We start from the raw sequence: 17,559 nt of genomic DNA, 5'->3' as shown, positions 1-17,559 counted from the left end.
CCTCAGCCGGTCGTGACCGTGCTGGGGTCGAGGTCGGCCGGGCGGGCGGCGCCGGCGACGGCGAGGACGTGCGCGAGGTCGTCGGCCAGGGCGTCGAGACCGTCGCGCACGGCCTGCGCGCCACCGGCGGCCAGCGCCCACAGCACCGGCCGGCCGACGAGGACGGCGTCTGCGCCCAGGGCCAGGGCCACGAGGGCGTCCGTGCCGGTGCGGATGCCGCCGTCGACGAGCACGGGCACCCGCCCGCCGACGGCGTCCAGGACGTCCGGGAGTGCCTGGGCGCTGGCCACGGCCCGGTCGAGCTGGCGGCCGCCGTGGGTGGAGACGACGACCCCCGCCGCCCCCGCCTCGACGCAGCGCAGCGCCTCGTCGCCGCGGAGCACGCCCTTGACCAGGACCGGCAGGCTGCCGACCGCGGCCAGCCGGCCGATCACGTCGGGGGTCGCGGAGGGGTCCTGCTCCGCGGACTCCCGGCCCACGGCGCCCGGGACCAGGTGCTGCGCCAGGTTCACCAGGTACTCGTCGTCGGGCACGGCGATGCGGACGCCGTCCACCCGGTGCTTGCGCCCCACGTAGGGGGTGTCGACGGTGAGGACGACGGCGCGGGCACCGGCCGCGGCCGCCCGCCGCACGAGCGCCTCGGTGAGGCCGCGGTCGCGCATGAGGTAGGCCTGGAACCACCAGGGGCCGGTCGCCGCGGCGGCGATGTCCTCGATGGTCCGCGAGGCCCGCGTGGAGACGACCGTCAGGCAGCCGGCGTCCCCCGCCCCGCGGACGGTGGCGCACTCGGCGTCCGGGTGGGCCAGCGCGTGGAAGGCCACCGGGGCGACGGCGAACGGCGAACGCACGGTCGTCCCGAGCAGCTCGGTGGTGAGGTCGACGGTGGAGACGTCGCGGAGCACCCGCGGCCGCAGGCGGTACTCGCGCCAGCCGGCCACCGCCTCGCCCAGGGTCAGCTCCTCACCCGAGCCGGCCTCGTAGTAGTCCCAGACCTCCGGCCGGAGCCGGGCGCGCGCGGTCTCCCGGTGGTCGGCGAGCAGTCCCAGCACCCGGCGCCCCTCCTCTCGTCCGCCCGCGGGTGACCCGGCGCGGGGAGCCGCCGAGCGTAGCGGCGGGCGGTCCGCTCAGTCCCGGGGCGCGAGCGTGCGCAGCGGCGGGACCTCGAGGGACAGGTCGTCGTCGCGACGGCGCAGCCAGGACGTCGGCAGCACCAGCCGCGGCGCGACACCGACGAGCACGGCCACCAGCACGGCCACGCCGCCGAGCGCCTCCCCCGTCTCCTCGACGAAGGTCGCCACGGTCGTCCAGCGCGCGTCGACGGCGGCCGACACCGCGGACAGCCCGACCGAGGCGGCCGCGTAGAGGCAGAGGGCGGTGAGCACCCGGCGCCGGTCGCGGCGCTCGGCGCGGCTGACGACGGCCAGGACCGCGAGGACGGCGACGGCGAGCAGGGCGCTGACCACCGTTGCGGCGGTGGACGACGTCCGGTCGGCGAGCCAGTGCACCGCCGTCACGTGCACCGTGCCGCCGGCCTTGACCACCGCGATGCCCGCGGTGACCGCCGCCACCGCCAGCCACCAGGTGCGCCGGCCGGGGTTGCGGCCGGCTCCGGCGACCGCGGCGAGCGCCGCCGCGGCGAAGAGGGCGGCGACGTACGTGCGCGGCAGCGAGAGGGGGGCGTCCATGGACAGGGTCTGCGCGACCTGGCCGCGGGCACCGGTGAGCCGCAACAGGAAGCCGACCGTCTCCAGCGCCACGGCGACCAGGGCGAGGACGATCCCGAATGGTGGGAGGGGCAGGCGCCCCCGCCCCGCCGGGCCGGCGGGGCGGGGGTCGCTGAGCGACGCGGTGGTCAGCCGTCGGCCGGCCCCCGTGCCCGGCGACCGCTCGTCGGCCAGCCGAATGCCCCGGCCCAGGACGACGCCGAGCGCAACCGCCACGACCACCCACGCGGCGAGCCCACCGGCGATCCACGTCCACACACGCCCGATCTCGGCAGGTCCGGGCCCGGACGTGACCGCGTGGTCACACCACCGGGTCCCGTGGGACGGGCGGGACCAGCCGGATGGGTGAGGCGGCAGCCCACATCGGCGTGCCGGTTGTTCGGCACCATCTGCCCGCGCGGGCTCACCCGGGCCGGACGGCGCCGCACCTAGGAAGAGCGGGTGACCCTCGTACTCGTCCTCGCCGCGGCCTGGCTGGTCGCCGCAACGGTCCTCGGCCTCGTCCTCGGGCGCGGCATCCGGCTCGCCGACGAGCGCACGCACCCCTGCGACGTCGACCTCGGCCCGGAACTGGACGCCGTCCTCGCCGGGCTCGAGGACGACCTGCGCACCGCCACCGCGGGCTGACTGCACACGGGACGGCGGCCTCAGCCGGCGCGGCGGCCCAGGGCGCGGTAGGTCCAGCCGGCTGCGGTCCAGGCCTCACGGTCGAGGGCGTTGCGGCCGTCGAGCACCCGCTTCTGGCGGACCACCTTCCCGAACGCCATCGGGTCGAGCTCGCGGTACTGCCGCCACTCGGTGAGCACCAGGACGGCGTCGGCGCCGGCAGCGGCCTCCTCCGGGGTGTCGGCGTAGTCCAGCTGCGGCCAGGATCGGCGACAGTTCTCGATCGCGGCGGGGTCGGTCACCTGGACGACGGCGCCCTGCAGCTGCAGCTGCGCGGCGACGTTGAGCGCCGGTGAGTCCCTGATGTCGTCGCTGTCGGGTTTGAACGCCGCCCCCAGGACGGCCACCCGCTTGCCCAGGAGGGACCCGTCGAGCACCTCGCGGGCCAGTTCCACCATGCGGATGCGGCGGCGCATGTTGATGTTGTCGACCTCGCGGAGGAAGGTCAGCGCCTGGTCGGCGCCGAGCTCGCCGGCGCGGGCCATGAAGGCGCGGATGTCCTTGGGCAGGCAGCCGCCGCCGAAGCCGAGCCCGGCGTTGAGGAACCTGCGCCCGATGCGGTCGTCGTAGCCGATGGCGTCGGCGAGCTGCTTGACGTCGGCGCCGGTGGCCTCGCACAGCTCGGCCATCGCGTTGATGAAGCTGATCTTCGTGGCGAGGAAGCTGTTGGCCGCCGTCTTCACCATCTCGGCGGTGGCGTAGTCGGTGGCCACCTTCGGCGTCCCGCGCTCGACGATGGGCGCGTAGACCTCGTCGAGCAGCCGCTCCACAGCGGCGCCGTCCTCGCCGGCGGGCAGGCCGTAGACGAGCCGGTCGGGGTGGAGGGTGTCGCGGACGGCGAACCCCTCGCGCAGGAACTCCGGGTTCCACGCGAGCAGCGCCCCGGGCACCTTCTCCGTGAACATGGCGGCCAGCTCGGCGGCGGTCCCCACCGGCACGGTGGACTTGCCGACCACCAGCTGACCGGGGCGCAGCACCCCCAGCAGCGACTCGGCGGCGGCCTGGACGAAGCGCAGGTCCGCGGCGTACTCACCGTGCTTCTGCGGGGTGCCGACACACAGGAAGTGCACGTCCGCGTCGGCGGCGTCGGCGACCTCGGTGCTGAAGGAGAGGCGGCCCGACCCGAGCGAGTGGCGGAGCAGCTCGGGGAAGTCCGGCTCGTAGAAGGGGGCCCGCCCCTCACACAGCGCGGTGACCTTGCGCCGGTCGACGTCCACGCCGACCACCTGGTGCCCGAGTTCGGCCATGGAGGCAGCGTGGACCGCACCGAGGTAACCGCAGCCGATGACCGAGATGCGCACCGACTTCTCCCTCCGGTCCGGACACTTCAACTCCGAAGTGCACCACGCCTGGCCGCGCTTCGCCTGGGGAGGACCCGATCGGGGCGGACGGTGGGGGCAGCGGAGGTCAGAGCCCGGGACGGACGACGCCACACCGGCAGCTGTAGAGACTCGCGCCGCTGAAGGCGTCCTCCCCGACCCAGCGGAACCGGTGCCACCAGCACCGGCGGGCCCTGGACGTGAGCGGACGGGGTCGCCACCCTCCGGGACGGAGGGGCCGCTTCGGGGACGGGACCGCGCGCACGCCGTCCATGCTGCCCCATCCTGGGGTGGAGGGACACCGTCCGACCGCCCCGCCACCTCACCCGTGCGGGTGGGACGCCGCCGCGCGGCTCCCCCACCGCCCGTAACCTCCGTCGGGACCGACAGCCACGGGGGGCCTGGTGAGCGACGACGCACGCGACCGGTCGACGGCCGTCCTCGACGAGGACGGCGCATCCACGGCCGCACCGCGCCGCCGTCGCCGGGGGCTGCGGCGCTTCCTGACCGCCCTCGGCGTCCTGCTCACCGTGCTGGTGGTGCTGGTGGGCGGTGGACTCTGGTACCTGACCGACCGCTACGCGGGCAACATCGACCGGGTCGCCGACGTGTTCACCGGCCTCGACGAGGACACCCGCCCCGCGCCGGCGTCGCCGGCCGCGGAGACCGGTGCCGAGCCGGTCACCCTCCTCCTGGTGGGCACCGACACCCGGGAGACGGCGGAGGCAGGCGTCGCCGAGGGCGGCCGATCGGACGCCATCATGATCGCCCGGCTCTCGGGCGACCGGCAGCACGCGCAGTTGGTGTCGATCCCCCGCGACTCGTAGGTCGACGTCCCCGGTCACGGCATGAACAAGATCAACGCTGCGTACGCCTTCGGTGGGCCCGCGCTGCTCGTGCAGACGGTGGAGCAGCTGACCCAGGTGCGCATCGACCACTACGTGGCCATCGACTTCGAGGGGATCGTCCAGGTCACCGACGACCTGGGCGGGGTCGACGTCGTCGTGGCCGAGACCACCACCAACGGGCCGTACACCTTCCCGGCCGGGGTCAACCACCTCGACGGCGACCAGGCGCGCTGGTACCTGGGGCAGCGCTACGGGCTACCCGGCGGCGACTTTGACCGGGTGCGGCGCCAGCAGCAGTTCATGGAGGCGGTGTTCAGCCAGTCGCTGAGCACCGACACCTTCACCGACCCGGGTCGGCTCGACGCCGCGCTGCTGGCGGTGACCAGCGCGGTCGCCGTCGACGACTCGTTGGGCGACACCGACCTGCTCGGGCTGGCGTACTCGATGCGCGACCTGCGTCCCGACGCCGTCGACTCCTTCACCGCGCCCGTGCTGGGCACCGGGACGGAGGGCGCGGCCAGCGTCGTGTACCTCGACGACGTGGCCGGCCAGCGCATGTGGGCCTACCTGCACAACGACACGCTGTCGCAGAACGCGGGCGAGTTCGACGCCGAAGCGCTGCCCGACGTACCCCGCTGACCCGCCGTCCCCGCCCGTCACGGACACCCCCGCTGTCGTCGCGGACCGCCATCCCCGCTGTCCCCCGGACGATCGCCACCGGGGACGTGCTGCAGCTCAGCGGCGAGCAGGCCCTGGCCACGGCGGCGTCCGGCGAGCCGCGGGAGCTGCTGGCCGCGTTGGAGCCCAGCGCCGTGCTGGCCCTGCACCTCCATGGCCGGGACCGCGCGCTGGGGCTGGTCTCGACCACGCCGAGATCCTCGTCCGGTGCCCGCCCGCCGCCGAGGCCGCCGCAGTCTGCGGCGCCTGGTACGACGCCTTCCCCTCCTCCGCCGGCGCGACCACGCCGGTCATCGGCGACGTCACCGGCCCACGACACCGCGGCCGCGGCGACGATGGGCCAGCTGCGCGGCCTGCTGCGGGGGATCGCCATCGGCACCGGCGCCGGGCCGGCCGACGTCCTGCGCGACCTCGACGGGTCGATGGGGCTGCTCCGGCCCTCGACCCTGGTGAAGGCCGCTGCCGCCCGCCTCGAACAGGCCCCCCGCCGAGATCACGGTCGGCACCACCCGGCTGCGGTGGTCCGACGTCGGGCACCCGCCTCGGTCGTGCTCTCCCTCGCCGACGCCGTGCCCGTCCTCGACGACGGGCACCACGACGTGCTGCCGGGCGTCGATCCGGTCGGCCCCCGGCGGGAGCGGGTCACCGTCCTCGAGCGGGGCTCGACCGTGCTGCTCTACACCGACGGCCTCGTCGAGCGGCGCGACTCCGACCTCGACGAGGACCAGGCCCGCCTCACCCGGTGCAGCACGACCTGGCCGGGGCGCCCGCTGCCCGAGCTGGGCGACTCCCTCGTCGAGCGAATGGTCGACCACCACCCCGATGACGACGTCGCGCTGGTCGCCGTCCGCCTGCACCCCCAGGACCGGCCGCGGCCGGCCTCCGCCGGCCCGGCGGACGTGCCCGACGTCGTCCCGCCGGACCCGGCCGACCCGGACGCCTGGGCCGCAGGGTGATCGTCGTGACCGCCACCGGCGCGCTGCACCTGGTCTGGCCGACCTTCGACCCGGCCGAGGCGACGGGTGCCCCGGCCGTGCGACACGCCACCGCCCGCGCGGGGGTGCGCCGGCTGGTTCACCACTCGGTGCTGCACCCGCAGACCCGAGCGATGCCCACCACACCGCCGAGGACGCGTCGAGGAGTCGCTCGACGCCGTTGTCGTCGACACCAAGAACCGCTGCTGAGGCGCCGCTCGGGCGGACATCACCAAGCGATGACCGAGTCGTGCGCTACTCGCGAGCAGGTGGCAGTCCTGTGCCGACCTCCGACGAGGACCTCGAGTAACCGGACAGGCACGGTAGCCACAGTGGCGTCCGCCAGGGTGGTGTGCGACGGCCCCGGTGAGCAGCGGGCCTTCCACGTAGAGGCGGCCACCGCGTGATCTTCTGGAGACCTTCCACAGACCCAGGAGTTCGACGCGATGACCGCTCCTTCCAGTATCGACCCTGCCCGCTTCCTGCATGAGCAGCTGGCCCAGGCGAGCCCGGATCTGCTGCGCCAAATGCTGACCACGTTCATCAACACGCTCATGAGTGCCGAGGCCGACACGGTCTGCGGCGCGGAGTACGGCGCCCGCTCGGCCGAGCGGGTCAACACCCGCAACGGCTACCGGAACCGGGACTTCGACACCCGCGCCGGCACCCTGGACGTCGCCATCCCCAAGCTCCGCTCGGGCTCGTACTTCCCCGACTGGCTGCTCGAGCGCCGCCGGCGCGCGGAGCGGGCGCTGACCACCGTGGTCGCGACCTGCTACCTGCTCGGGGTGAGCACCCGGCGGATGGAGCGCCTGGTCGAGTCCCTGGGCATCACCCGGCTGTCCAAGTCGCAGGTCAGCGAGATGGCCCGCGACCTCGACGCGCAGGTCGCCGACTTCCGCCACCGCCCGCTGGACGCCGGCCCCTACACGTTCGTCGCCGCTGATGCGCTCGTGCTCAAGGTCCGCGAGGGCGGGCGGGTGGTCAACGTGCATGCCCTGGTCGCCACCGGGGTCAACGGCGACGGCCACCGGGAGATCCTCGGCCTGCAGGTCACCTCCGCCGAGGACGGCGCCGGCTGGCTCGGGTTCTTCCGGGACCTGACCGCCCGCGGGCTGACCGGAGTGCAGCTGGTCACCTCCGATGCCCACCGCGGCCTGGTCGAGGCGATCGGCGCCACGCTGCCCGGGGCGGCCTGGCAACGATGCCGCACGCACTACGCGGCGAACCTGATGGCGGTCTGCCCGAAGAGCTCGTGGCCGTGGGTGCGGGCGCTGCTGCACTCGGTCTACGACCAGCCTGACGCCGCCTCGGTGCACGCCCAGGTCGACCGAGTGCTGGCCGCCCTGACCGACAAGCTGCCCAAGGTCGCCGAGCATCTGGAGGCCGCCCGGCCCGACGTGCTGGCCTTCACCGCCTTCCCGAAGGAGGTGTGGCGGCAGATCTGGTCGAACAACCCCTCCGAGCGGCTCAACCGGGAGATCCGCCGGCGCACCGACGTGGTCGGCATCTTCCCCGACCGTGACGCCCTCATCCGGCTGGTCGGCGCGGTGCTGGCCGAGCAGCACGACGAGTGGACCGAAGGTCGCCGCTATCTGGGCCTCGACGTCCTCGCCCGCTGCCGCATCCGACCCGTCACCGACACCACTGACGACACTGAGGAGGTGACCACCCAGACGACGATCCCGGCGCTCAGCGCCTGACCGCCGTGAAGATCACGCGGTAGCCGTTACACACCACGCCAGCGGGCTTGACCGTAGCCACTCGATCGCTCGTCGACGACCCTCACCTTCTGTTACCGCTGCCTAACGTGCTGGCAGGGGACTTACGTCTTTGATCAGGAGTGATGGCGCTCGAGGGGGTTGCGCTCGGTCACGGCTTCTGGTTGCTTGACGTCCTCACACGGAGGACATCGACACACAAGTGTCCAGGGTCCGGCGTGGGACGCAGCGGGGGAGCGTCTCCAGGCGCTGCCCCGTGCCTGTCAGCAGTGACAGGAAGGGGCTGTGCAGTGGCGTTGGAGGTCCCCCGGACCCGCGAGCCGGTCGAGCTCGCCGACCTGGTCCGCGGCACGTCGGCCCGAACCGCACGGCTCGGACCGATGCCGACAGGCGCCGGTCCGCTCCGTGCTCGCAGTCCGGATCGACGCCCCTTGCACTGGGTGCCCCGGTACATCACAGCGGCCGTCGCGTCCGACCTGGTCGCCGCCGCTGTGTGCGGGGTCGGTGCTCACCTCGTCCGGTTCGGCACCGACGTCGGTCCGGCGACGCAGATCGCGGTGGCGGTGTTCCCCCTGGTGTGGGTGGCAGTCGTGGCCCTCGGCGGCGGCTACGAGGTCTCGACGATCGGCACGGGCAACGAGGAGTTCAGAAGTGTCCTCCACGCCGGGCTGGCCGGTCTGGCCGCCATCGGGTTCGCGTCCTACGCGGGGAACTGGCAGCTGTCCCGCGCCCTGGTCGTGATCGCCGTACCGACCACGGTCGTGATGAGCGCGGTCGGGCGCTACGTGCTGCGCCGGTGGGTGCACCGGCTCAGAGCTGCCGGGCGGTGCATGCGGACGGTCCTCGCCGTGGGCAGGGAGGGGGCGGTGGTCGATCTCGTCCGCCAACTGCAACGCGAGCGACACTGCGGGATGGCCGTCGTCGCGGCCTGCGTCCCACATCCCGACGACGCGTCGCTGCTGCGCGCCGAAGGTGTGCAGGTGGTGGGCGACCTCGCCCACGTCCGGGAGGCCGTCTCGGTGTGGGAGGTCGACGCGGTAGCCGTCACCAGCAGCAGCGAGACCGCTGCGGCCTACCTCCGTCGCTTGTCCTGGCAGCTGGAGGGCACGGGTGTGGAACTGCTCGTCGCCCCAGGCCTCATGGAGGTCGCCGGCCCGCGCATGCACATGCGTCCGTTCATCGGGCTGCCCCTGGTGCACGTGGAGGAGCCTCACTTCACCGGTCCCAAGAGAGTGGTCAAGACATCGCTGGACTGGATCGGTGCAGTCGCGCTCGTACTCCTCGCGCTCCCGATCCTCATAGGCCTGGCCGTGGCGATCCGGGTCGACAGCAGGGGGCCGGTACTGTTCCGCCAGACCCGCATCGGTCGCGCGGGCCGGCCCTTCACCATGCTGAAGTTCCGGACCATGGTCACCGATGCGGAGGCATACCGGGCGGAACTGGGGACTCGGAACCAGAACGCCGACGGGCTGCTCTTCAAGATCCGGAGGGACCCACGGGTCACCCGCGTCGGACAGATCCTCCGGCGTCACTCGCTCGACGAGCTGCCCCAGCTGTTCAACGTCCTCCTCGGCCACATGTCCCTCGTCGGCCCGCGCCCACCGCTGCCCGAGGAGGTCGCCCGGTACGACGACTCCGTCCGTCGCCGACTGCTCGTCAAGCCGGGGCTCACCGGCCTCTGGCAGGTCTCCGGCCGCAGCGACCTGACCTGGGAGGAGGCCGTGCGCCTCGACCTCCGCTACGTCGAGAACTGGTCCTTGGCACTCGATCTCATGATCCTGTGGAAGACGCTTCGAGCCGTCGTCCGCGGTGAGGGGGCGTACTGATCGCACAATCCGGTGCGCAACGACATGGCCACGACAGGACAGGGTGGGGCCTGCTGACTGGGACGTCCCACGGGCGTCGACCCGCGAGCCACCGGCGGTGGCCACGGCCCTTTCGACCCTCCGGGATGTCGGGATCTCCATCTCAGGGTCGGGCCGGTGATCGTCGTAACCGCCGCAGGGGACCCACCGGTACCCCGTCCGGGCGCTGCGGGCACGCGGCGAGCGGGTGCGCGCCGTCGTCGCCACCCCGCGGCCGCGGCCGGAACTCGAGGCGCTGGGCGCGGAGGTCGTCGCCGCCGACCTTGCCGGCGACCCGGCACCCGCACTGGCCGGCGCCGACGCCCTGTACCTGGTCTGGCCGAACTTCGACCCGCGCGAGGCCGACGCCGCACCTGCCGTGCTGCGCGCCGCCGCGTGGGGAGAGGCGGCGCGGCTGGTCTACCACTCGGTGCTCCGGCCGCAGGTGCGGTCGATGCCGCACCACGCCGCCGAGGACCGCGTCGAGGAGGCGCTCGACGACGCCGTCGCCGGCACGGGCGCCCGGTGGCGGGTCCTGCAGCCGTGCGCCTACGCCGACAACCTCGACGGGCAGGTGGCCGCCGCGGCGCAGACCGGCGAGCTGCGCAGCCGCTGGGGCTTGGAGCGGGCGCAGTCCTTCGTCGACCTGCGCGACGTCGCCGAGGCCGCGGCCGTGCTGCTCACCGGGGACGGCCTGGACAGCGGCACCTTCGAGGCGGTCGGCCCCGAGGAGCTCACCGCGCGCGACGTCGCCCGGCTTGTGGGCGAGCACCTCGGCCGGGAGGTCACCGCCGTCGACGTCGCCCCGCCCGAGGACGACGGCTCCTACGCCCGCCGGTGCCTGACGACCATATTCGCCGAGTACCGCGCGCACGGGTTCACCGGCAGTCCGCGGGTGCTCACCGCGCTGCTCGGCCACGCGCCGCGGACCTACACGGACCACCTCGCGGCTCGCTGAAGGACCGGGACGTCCGGGTCAGGGCGAGCTGCTGGTCGGTCGGCTCAGGAGACACCTCGACGGCCATGACGGACCGTGGCCTTCCCCCGGCCGGAGGTGTCGCCGACGACCACAGACCTTCACGTCTCACATCGACCACGGAGCGTGACACAGCGCCGTGGTCACATCGCCTGGTCCGTGGAAGTGTTGACCAGGAGGAGACGGAGTCTCAGGGTCCCGGCCTCAGAGGTGGTCGCCTCGGCGGTCACCGACAGTCACTTCCATCGCATCCGATGGCACGGGGAGGGTGACAGTTGAGCTTCCAGCCGAGCGGGAGAGCTCTCAGTCCCGGTACGTCGCTGGGATCCCCGCCATCTCGTGCTCGCAGGCGGCTCACCCGTTCGGGGACCGCCTCTCCACTCCTCCTCAGTCCGCCGGGCAGTCCGGTCACCGGACACGTGGCTCCTGTCCGTGCTCAGCGGTTCCGGGCCCTCGACTCCCTGCTCGGCTGAGCCGCGACCGCTCGGACGCGTGACCGTGCCCGGCCGTCCGCCGGGCCGGCCCGGTTCTCCATCGACTCCCAGCCCCGGCCTGCAGGCCCCGCATCCAAAGTAGGGAGGTGTCAGATGAGGCGCTCCACCCACCGCCCGCCTGCTCCACCTGACGGCGGGGCCCGCGTCCTGGCCCTGAACCAGGCCGTCCCGGGGCCGAGGGCGGAGCCGTCGAGCCGGGACCGCATCGCTGTCGTCGGCTACGGCTACTGGGGCTCCAAGCACGTCCGCATCCTCTGCAGCACACCGGGCGTCGACCAAGAGGAGGCCCGCCTCGCGCAGGCCGCTACGCGCTACCCGTCCGCCGTCCTCGCCTTCAGGCACGAGGACGTCCTGGTACCTCGAGGGGACCGGCAGCGACGTGCTCACGGCACGGGGACTGCTGGAGGTGGCACCCCACCGACTCCGGATCCGCCCGACGACGAGCGTCCCGCTGATCGAGCTCCGGGAGCGGGAGTTCCGCAGCCGCCGGCGGGTGGACGGGGGGATCCCCGACGAGGTCGCCGCCGCGTCGCTCGTGTTGTGCTCGCCGCTGCTCCTGACGATCGGTGCGGTGGTCCGCTTCTGCAGTCAGGGTCCGGCGCTCCCCCCACAGCACCGGGTGGGAGAGCGCACTGTCTGTCTCGCGAAGCGCGGCACCACGGGTCGCCGGCACGTCAGCGGACGGTCGGACTCGAGCTGGGACGAGGCCGTGGAGCTGGACATCCGGGGTGTCGAGAACTGGCCGCTCGCACTCGACCTGGCGAACCTGCTGCGGACGGTCCGCGCCGTCCTGCGCCTGCTGACCGCGCGACAGCCGTGGTCGACGCCTTGCGGTCACGTTCGCCGCACGGGCATGCGCCGGTTGTGGTCACACTCCCGGTGGTGGATGGTGCTCGGTCGATGGTCCGCGGCTGAGAGAGAGGCCGGCACACGATGCAAGCGGAGCACAGCCAGCGCACCTGCCCGTTCGACGTCGAACTCGTGATCGTTGCCTACCGCAGCCGCGCGCAGGTTACCGAGCTGCTCGCCGGCCTGCCGGCGGACATCCCGTTGGCCGTGGTGGACAACTTCGATGACGGCGACGGCCTCGCCCAGGTCGTCCTCGATCGCCCGAACGGCCGGTACATGAGAGGAGGAGGGATCGGCTACAGCCGCGCGGCCAACCTCGCGGCCCGATACTCAGAGGCGGAGTTCCTCGTCTTCCTCAACCCCGACACCCGGCCAGACATCGAGGTCATCACGACGCTCGTGGAGGACGTGGCGACCGATCCCCTGTGCTCGACGAGCGCTGGGGTCGTGGTCGACTCCCGGGGGCGAGCCGAGTGGGCAGTCGGGGGCTGGGAGCCGACGTTGCCGCGCGCGATCGCGCATGCTGTGGGAGCGCACAGGGCCTTTCCCCGGCTCGGGATCTACTGCCATCCGGAGGTCGGCCAGTCGCTGGACGTCGATTGGGTTTCCGGATCCGTCATGGCGGTGCGTCGTCAGACCTTTCTCGACCTCGGCTGCTTCGACGAGGACTTCTACGTCTACAACGACGACGTGGCCTTCGGCCGGCAGAGCCGCGCCCACGGGCTGTACCAACGTCTGCGCACGGATGTGACCATCCTCTCGGCCGGGGGTTCGGGGGCTCCGTCACTCGAGATGGGCCGGCTCCACGGCAGTTCGATGTCGCGCTATCTGCACAAGCACCAGCGTCCCGTGGCGGCCACAGCGATCGTCACGTCCCTCGGCCTCGGGTACACCGGCCGGGCCCTGGCGCGTCTCCTGCTCGGTCACATCCACCGCGCCCGGGAGGACTGGGCACACGCCGTGGGCCTTGTCACCGCCCGAGCCACCGTGGCCGGACGCCTCGTGGCCGACGGTCGCCGCGGACGGCCGGTGTGATCGCAGCCGAGCGCCGTCGGCACGCGGACCCGGCCCGTCGACGCAGCCCCTCGGCGCCCCCCTGTCAACCAGTTCCTCGACTGACGCTCCGGTGACGGCAGAGCACGGGCCCGTCCTTGACTAGGCGAGGCGAACGGTCGAGCGCTTCGGTACGTCAGAGCCGGGTCCTGGCGGGACGGGCGGGCTGGAACCTCGCCGACCAGATCGTGTCGAGCGGCACCAACTTCGCCCTGTCCGTCCTCGTCGCGAGGATCCTCACGGCTGACGAGTTCGGGGACTTCGCCGTCGCCTTCACTCTGTACACCCTGCTCTTCGGCGCTGGTCGCGCTCTCATCGCTCAGCCCCTCGTCGTCCGCTACACCTCGGTCGGGCCGGGTGCGTTCGCCTCCGCCGCCCGCTCTGCCACCGGAGCGGCGACGCTACTCGGGATCGCCTCGGGCGTCGTCACGGGGATCGTCGGCCTGTCCATCGGTGGACCGCTGGGTCTGTCCCTCGTGTGCATGGGTCTCCTCCTCCCCGGCCTCCTGCTGCAGGACATGTGGAGAGCGGTCTTCGTCACACAGGGCCGCCCCTCAGCTGCGTTCTACAACGACGCCCTCTGGGGAGCTGCCCAGTTCGCCTTCATCGCCGCCGCCCTCTTCGTGGACCAGGACTCATCAACAGCGATGCTGCTCGCGTGGGGCGGCGCCGCGCTCGTGGCAGCACTCGTCGGCATCCTGCAGTTCGGCGCTCCCCCACGGTTCAGGACCAGCCTCCCCTGGCTCGCCCGACAACGCGATCTCCTGGGCTACTACGCCGCGACCTTCGGCCTCGTAGGGGCTAACCAGGTGACCCTCCTCCTCATAGGGGTCCTGGGTGAGCCGTCCGACGTCGGCGCGATCCGAGCGGCACTGGTAGTACTGGGCCCCCTGACCTTGCTGGGGACCAGCATGGCGACGTTCGCCACCCCGGAGGTCTCCCGCCGTCGGCTGAGGGGCAGGAGCGCCATCCGAGTCGCCATGGCCGTCTCCGCCGTGCTAGTGGTGGCCGATCTGGCGTGGGGCGTGACCGTAGTGGCACTCCCCGACAGCGTCGGGACGGCACTGCTCGGGGACAGCTGGGCCAACGGCCGGGCCGTCCTCCCGGCCACCTTGCTCGGAGTCGTGGCCCTCGCGTGTGCATCCGGAGCTCACGTCGTGCTCTGGGCCCACGGATACGCGCGGGAGGCCTTCTGGGCGTCCGCGGTGCAGGCTCCGGCCTACCTGGTCCTCGGTCTGGGCGGGCTGCACCAGTGGGGGGCTCCCGGCGCGGCCCTCGGTCTATCCCTCGCCCAGTGGGTCATCGTCCCCATCGTCTGGTGGCAGGCCGTGACCCTCATGCGCCGGGAACGGCCGCCGGGAGACGTCCCGAGGGGGACCTCGCATCGGCAGGTGCTCGACCGGTAGGTGAGATGCGCCGACCGAGGTCGAGATCGCACCGGTAGTCGACCGGCGGCACTCCTCCTCCGTCATCCAGAGGTCGAGTGCGGTCGGCACCCGGCGAGGCTGGGTGCGCGGGCCAGGACCGAACCGCCCCTCACAGGGGCCGAGCTTCGCACCGCCATCCGCGAAGTGGTTGACCAGTCCCGCCCGTACCTCCAGGGTCTTTCATGCGGTCGACGTCCATCACGACAGACGGTCGTGCGGGGATCGCCCGTCGTGCGGACGAAGGGATCTCTGCCGTGGCCATGTCGGAGTTCGGAGGCGCGCGGGGGTCGGTGGAGCTCCTGGCGACAGCCAGTCGTCCTTCCCCGGACACGCACAGCCGACGCCCACCCTGCCTCTCCGGTCGGGTCGCCAGCGCCCGTCCTCCACGTCGTCGTCGCGCCGGGCCGTACGACTCCCACAGCGCGGCGTTGTACGAGAACAGTGCGATGGGGACGTCGTCATGAAGGTCGTGCTCTTCTGCGGCGGGTACGGCCTGCGGATGCGGGACGGTACGACGGAGGTCCCGAAGCCCATGATCATGGTCGGCCACCGCCCGCTCATCTGGCACGTGATGCGCTACTACGCCCACTTCGGCCATGACGAGTTCATCCTCTGTCTCGGCTACGGGGCCCACCACATCAAGGACTACTTCCTCAACTACCGCGAGACCGCCAGCAACGACTTCGTGCTCAGGGAAGGCGGCCGGCGGATCGACCTGCTCTCCAGCGACATCGCCGACTGGACCATCCACTTCGTCGACACCGGCGTGGATTCGGCGATCGGGGAGCGGCTGCGTCGGGTTCGACACCTCGTGGCCGACGATGACGTGTTCCTGGCGAACTACTCCGACGTCCTTACCGACGCCCCCCTTCCGATCATGATCGACCGGTTCCGGGACAGCGACGCCACGGCGAGCCTCCTCGCCGCCCGTCCCGACCCCTCCTTCCACTGCGTCGACATCGACCTCAGCGGTCGCATCCGGCAGATCCGCGCCGCCAGCGACCTGGACCTGTGGGTCAACGGGGGCTTCTTCGTGCTGCGGCAGGGCGTGTTCGACCACATCCCCAAGGGAGGCGACCTGGTGGGTGACGCCTGCACCGCCCTCGCTGAACGTGGACAGCTGCTCTCCTACCGCTACACCGGCTTCTGGCACCCCACCGACACCATCAAGGAGCGGAACAACCTTGAGACGCTCTTCTCACATGGGGAACGTCCGTGGATGGTGTGGGAGAACGACTCCACCCGCGCGCCCGTACCGGCGACCTGAGGTGGGCGGCCTGACACTGCTCACCCGGGAGGACGGCCGTCCCCCTGTCGTGGTGGCCCTCGGGGCCCACTGCGACGACGTCGAGATCGGAGCGGGTGCCCTCCTCCTGCAGCTCGCCGCGTCCTGCCCCGGTGCCCTGCTCCAGGTCCTCGTGCTGTCCTCGACACCCGACCGGGAAGCCGAGGCCCATGCGTCGCTCAAGGCGTTCAGTGGAGGACTCGAGCTCGAGGTGACCGTGCTCGACCTGCCCGACGGCCGGCTGCCGGCCCACTGGAACGCGGTCAAGGAGGCGCTGGAGGAGGCGGGCGCTCGGGCACGAGCGGCCGGCGGTGCCGACCTCGTCCTGAGCCCCTGTCGACAGGACCTCCACCAGGACCACCGGCTGGTCGCCGAGCTCACGCCGACGGTCTTCCGCGACCACTTGGTACTCGGTTATGAGATCGCGAAGTGGGACGGCGATCTCGGCCGGCCGGCCGTGCACCTGCCCGTGCCCGCAGAGGTGGCCACGCGCAAGATCGAGTTGCTGGCCGAGCACTACCCGTCCCAGCGGGACCGCGACTGGTTCGATCGAGAGGCGTTCCTCGGCCTCATGCGCCTGCGCGGCGTCGAGTGCCATCAGCGGTACGCCGAGGCCTACTGGTGCGACAAGATCGTCGTGGGGCTACCTCCCGCGACCCGCTCCGACCAGGAGGTCCCGTGCGCGTCCTGATCACCGGCAGCGAGGGCTACCTCGGCACCGTGATGGCGGAAGTCGTCACCGGTGCCGGCCACGACGTCGTGGGGCTGGACAGCGGGCTCTTCACGGGCGCCACGCTGGGGCCGGAGCCGACGCGGCCACCGCTGGTCCGGCGGGACCTCCGGGACGTCACCGTCGACGACCTGACCGGGTTCGACGCCGTCTGTCACCTGGCGGCGCTGTCGAACGACCCGCTGGGCAGCCTGGCTCCGGAGGTCACCTTCGACATCAACCACGCCGCGAGCACCCGCCTGGCCCGCCTCGCCCGGGACGCCGGCGTGCGCCGTTTCCTCTACGCCTCCACGTGCAGCGTCTACGGGGCCTCCGGGACCGAGGACCCGCTCGACGAGACGGCACCACTGGCTCCAGTGACGCCGTACGCGGAGAGCAAGGTGCGCGTGGAGTCCGATCTCCACGACCTGGCCGACGACGACTTCGAACCGGTGTCCCTGCGCAACGCGACCGCCTTCGGCTTCTCGCCGCGGCTGCGCGCCGACATCGTCCTCAACGACCTGGTGGCCTCCGCCGTCCTGGACGGAGAGATCGTGGTGAGGTCCGACGGCACCCCGTGGCGGCCGCTCGTCCACGCCCGAGACATCGCCGAGGCCTTCCTCGCCTGCCTGGAGGCACCCCGGGAGGCGGTCCACGACCGGGCCTTCAACGTGGGGATGGACAGCGAGAACCGACGGGTGGCCGAGATCGCCGGGGTCGTCGCCGAGGCCGTTCCCGGCAGCACGGTGCGGATCTCCGGTGAGTTCGGCGGCGACCCGCGTTCCTACCGCGTCGACTTCCGCCGGATCGCCGAGGCGGTGCCGGCGTTCAAGCCGGCCTGGACGACGCTGGAGGGCGCTCGTGAACTCGCCACGGCCTACCGCCGGTACGGGCTGACCCGGTCGATGCTGCGCGAGCGGTTCACCCGGCTGGCGTGGCTGAAGCAGCTGCAGCACCAGGGGCGGCTCACCGAGGACATGCGGTGGCGCTGA

15 protein-coding genes are annotated in these 17,559 nt (G+C 72.5%); 12 read left to right on the top strand and 3 right to left on the bottom strand.

Annotated elements, in window-relative coordinates:
• Positions 1–2 precede the first annotated feature (2 nt).
• Positions 3–1,049, bottom strand: coding sequence for an alpha-hydroxy acid oxidase (locus tag ACU616_RS10190; protein WP_446758346.1), 1,047 nt, complete (start codon positions 1,047–1,049; stop codon positions 3–5).
• Between the two features lie 75 nt (positions 1,050–1,124).
• Complete coding sequence (locus tag ACU616_RS10185) at positions 1,125–1,982, bottom strand: hypothetical protein (RefSeq protein WP_446758345.1); 858 nt, start codon at positions 1,980–1,982, stop codon at positions 1,125–1,127.
• 183 nt (positions 1,983–2,165) lie between these two features.
• Here ACU616_RS10185 and ACU616_RS10180 point away from each other — a divergent pair, with 183 nt between their 5' ends.
• Entirely contained in the window at positions 2,166–2,351 is a 186-nt protein-coding gene (locus tag ACU616_RS10180) for a hypothetical protein (protein WP_446758344.1), read from the top strand.
• Positions 2,352–2,371: 20 nt separating this feature from the next.
• On the opposite strand, the gene ACU616_RS10175 is transcribed toward ACU616_RS10180, so the two are convergent.
• Positions 2,372–3,691 carry a UDP-glucose dehydrogenase family protein gene (locus ACU616_RS10175; RefSeq protein ID WP_446758343.1) on the bottom strand — a complete coding sequence of 440 codons (1,320 nt, stop codon included), beginning with the start codon at positions 3,689–3,691 and terminating at the stop codon, positions 2,372–2,374.
• A gap of 422 nt (positions 3,692–4,113) precedes the next feature.
• On the opposite strand from ACU616_RS10175, the gene ACU616_RS10170 reads away from it, so the two are divergent.
• The 11 genes from ACU616_RS10170 to ACU616_RS10120 all read left to right on the top strand — a co-directional run bounded on the left by ACU616_RS10170 (position 4,114) and on the right by ACU616_RS10120 (position 17,559).
• Positions 4,114–4,536 carry a hypothetical protein gene (locus tag ACU616_RS10170; RefSeq protein ID WP_446758342.1) on the top strand — a complete coding sequence of 141 codons (423 nt, stop codon included), beginning with the start codon at positions 4,114–4,116 and terminating at the stop codon, positions 4,534–4,536.
• 21 nt (positions 4,537–4,557) lie between these two features.
• Entirely contained in the window at positions 4,558–5,196 is a 639-nt protein-coding gene (locus ACU616_RS10165; protein WP_446758341.1) for an LCP family protein, read from the top strand.
• Positions 5,197–5,282: 86 nt separating this feature from the next.
• On the top strand, positions 5,283–6,191 hold the full coding sequence (locus ACU616_RS10160; protein ID WP_446758340.1) for a PP2C family protein-serine/threonine phosphatase: 909 nt from the start codon (positions 5,283–5,285) through the stop codon (positions 6,189–6,191).
• Between the two features lie 464 nt (positions 6,192–6,655).
• Complete coding sequence (locus ACU616_RS10155; protein WP_446758339.1) at positions 6,656–7,912, top strand: IS256 family transposase; 1,257 nt, start codon at positions 6,656–6,658, stop codon at positions 7,910–7,912.
• A gap of 458 nt (positions 7,913–8,370) precedes the next feature.
• Complete coding sequence (locus ACU616_RS10150) at positions 8,371–9,756, top strand: sugar transferase (RefSeq protein ID WP_446758338.1); 1,386 nt, start codon at positions 8,371–8,373, stop codon at positions 9,754–9,756.
• 226 nt (positions 9,757–9,982) lie between these two features.
• Entirely contained in the window at positions 9,983–10,732 is a 750-nt protein-coding gene (locus ACU616_RS10145; RefSeq protein WP_446758337.1) for an SDR family oxidoreductase, read from the top strand.
• A 1,445-nt stretch (positions 10,733–12,177) separates the two neighbouring features.
• On the top strand, positions 12,178–13,128 hold the full coding sequence (locus ACU616_RS10140) for a glycosyltransferase family 2 protein (RefSeq protein WP_446758336.1): 951 nt from the start codon (positions 12,178–12,180) through the stop codon (positions 13,126–13,128).
• Positions 13,129–13,334: 206 nt separating this feature from the next.
• Positions 13,335–14,552 carry a hypothetical protein gene (locus ACU616_RS10135; protein ID WP_446758335.1) on the top strand — a complete coding sequence of 406 codons (1,218 nt, stop codon included), beginning with the start codon at positions 13,335–13,337 and terminating at the stop codon, positions 14,550–14,552.
• A gap of 481 nt (positions 14,553–15,033) precedes the next feature.
• Positions 15,034–15,840, top strand: coding sequence for a sugar phosphate nucleotidyltransferase (locus tag ACU616_RS10130; RefSeq protein ID WP_446758334.1), 807 nt, complete (start codon positions 15,034–15,036; stop codon positions 15,838–15,840).
• A 1-nt stretch (position 15,841) separates the two neighbouring features.
• Complete coding sequence (locus tag ACU616_RS10125) at positions 15,842–16,549, top strand: PIG-L deacetylase family protein (RefSeq protein WP_446758333.1); 708 nt, start codon at positions 15,842–15,844, stop codon at positions 16,547–16,549.
• A complete protein-coding gene (locus tag ACU616_RS10120; protein ID WP_446758332.1) occupies positions 16,537–17,559 on the top strand; it encodes an NAD-dependent epimerase/dehydratase family protein in 1,023 nt (340 codons plus the stop codon). The genes ACU616_RS10125 and ACU616_RS10120 overlap by 13 nt, the downstream gene beginning before the upstream one ends.

This window comes from Geodermatophilus sp. URMC 62 (assembly GCF_052931475.1).
The sequence above is the reverse complement of the archived record's forward strand: the minus strand, read 5'-3'. Positions and strand labels throughout refer to the sequence as shown.